Origin of the sequence: Caballeronia arvi, from assembly GCF_001544695.2 — a bacterium.
Taxonomy (GTDB): domain Bacteria; phylum Pseudomonadota; class Gammaproteobacteria; order Burkholderiales; family Burkholderiaceae; genus Caballeronia; species Caballeronia arvi.
Genome location: NZ_FCOM02000310.1, coordinates 1 through 686, shown reverse-complemented (window position 1 = coordinate 686; position 686 = coordinate 1). Strand labels below are relative to the sequence as shown.

The 686-nt window shown below is 57.0% G+C and carries 1 pseudogene; it reads right to left on the bottom strand.

From position 1 onward, the window contains the following. Positions 1-404: 404 nt before the first annotated feature. Positions 405-686 (bottom strand): annotated as a pseudogene (locus tag AWB74_RS48170) (MFS transporter); the annotation flags it as partial.

The following is a 686-nucleotide window of genomic DNA, read 5'->3' as shown; positions in this document are numbered from 1 at the left end:
ATCAAAGCGCCATCGGGTCCGAGGACGGTAGACTCTCGTGTGCGCTACGCTGTTTGATGACTGGACTGACTGACTTCGACGCTCGGCTAATAAAGGCGTAAGAAGGATATTTGTGACAGCGTGCTAGCCGTGCCGATCACGCCTCAAGTTGTACATCCCGTGTCTCCGCTGCATTTTTGCGTGTGTTGCCATGTTGCTGGGATCGTGAGGTCAATACTCGATCAAAATGACTTACGCGATAAGTGCATTTTTTCGACTCATTGATGCACGACGTCTATCAATGCGGCCGAAACGAGGTATCGCCGCCGCAGCTCTTCAGCGGACCGAAAAAAGCAGACCGGATTGGAGGGGACGGCTCACGCCTGCGGCGTCGCTATCGATTACCATGCGAGCGGTCTACCGGTTCAAACCTTAACCGTAGGCGCCCCTGCCGACGCCTGTCGACGAGCGCCGATGGAACGCGCTACGGCCGTACCAATCGCGAGCACCAGGAGGCACGCAGTCGGGACGAGCATTGGAGCGGTGTGGCTTTGAGTCACCTTACCGACATATGGCATGAGGTTCTGGCCAAAGAACCCGCCGAGATTGCCGATGCAGTTGATCGCTGCAACGCTTGCTGCCGCGCGAGCGCCAGAAAAGAAACGCGGCGGGAGCGACCAAAAGCACGGGTACAACAACGGAATGCA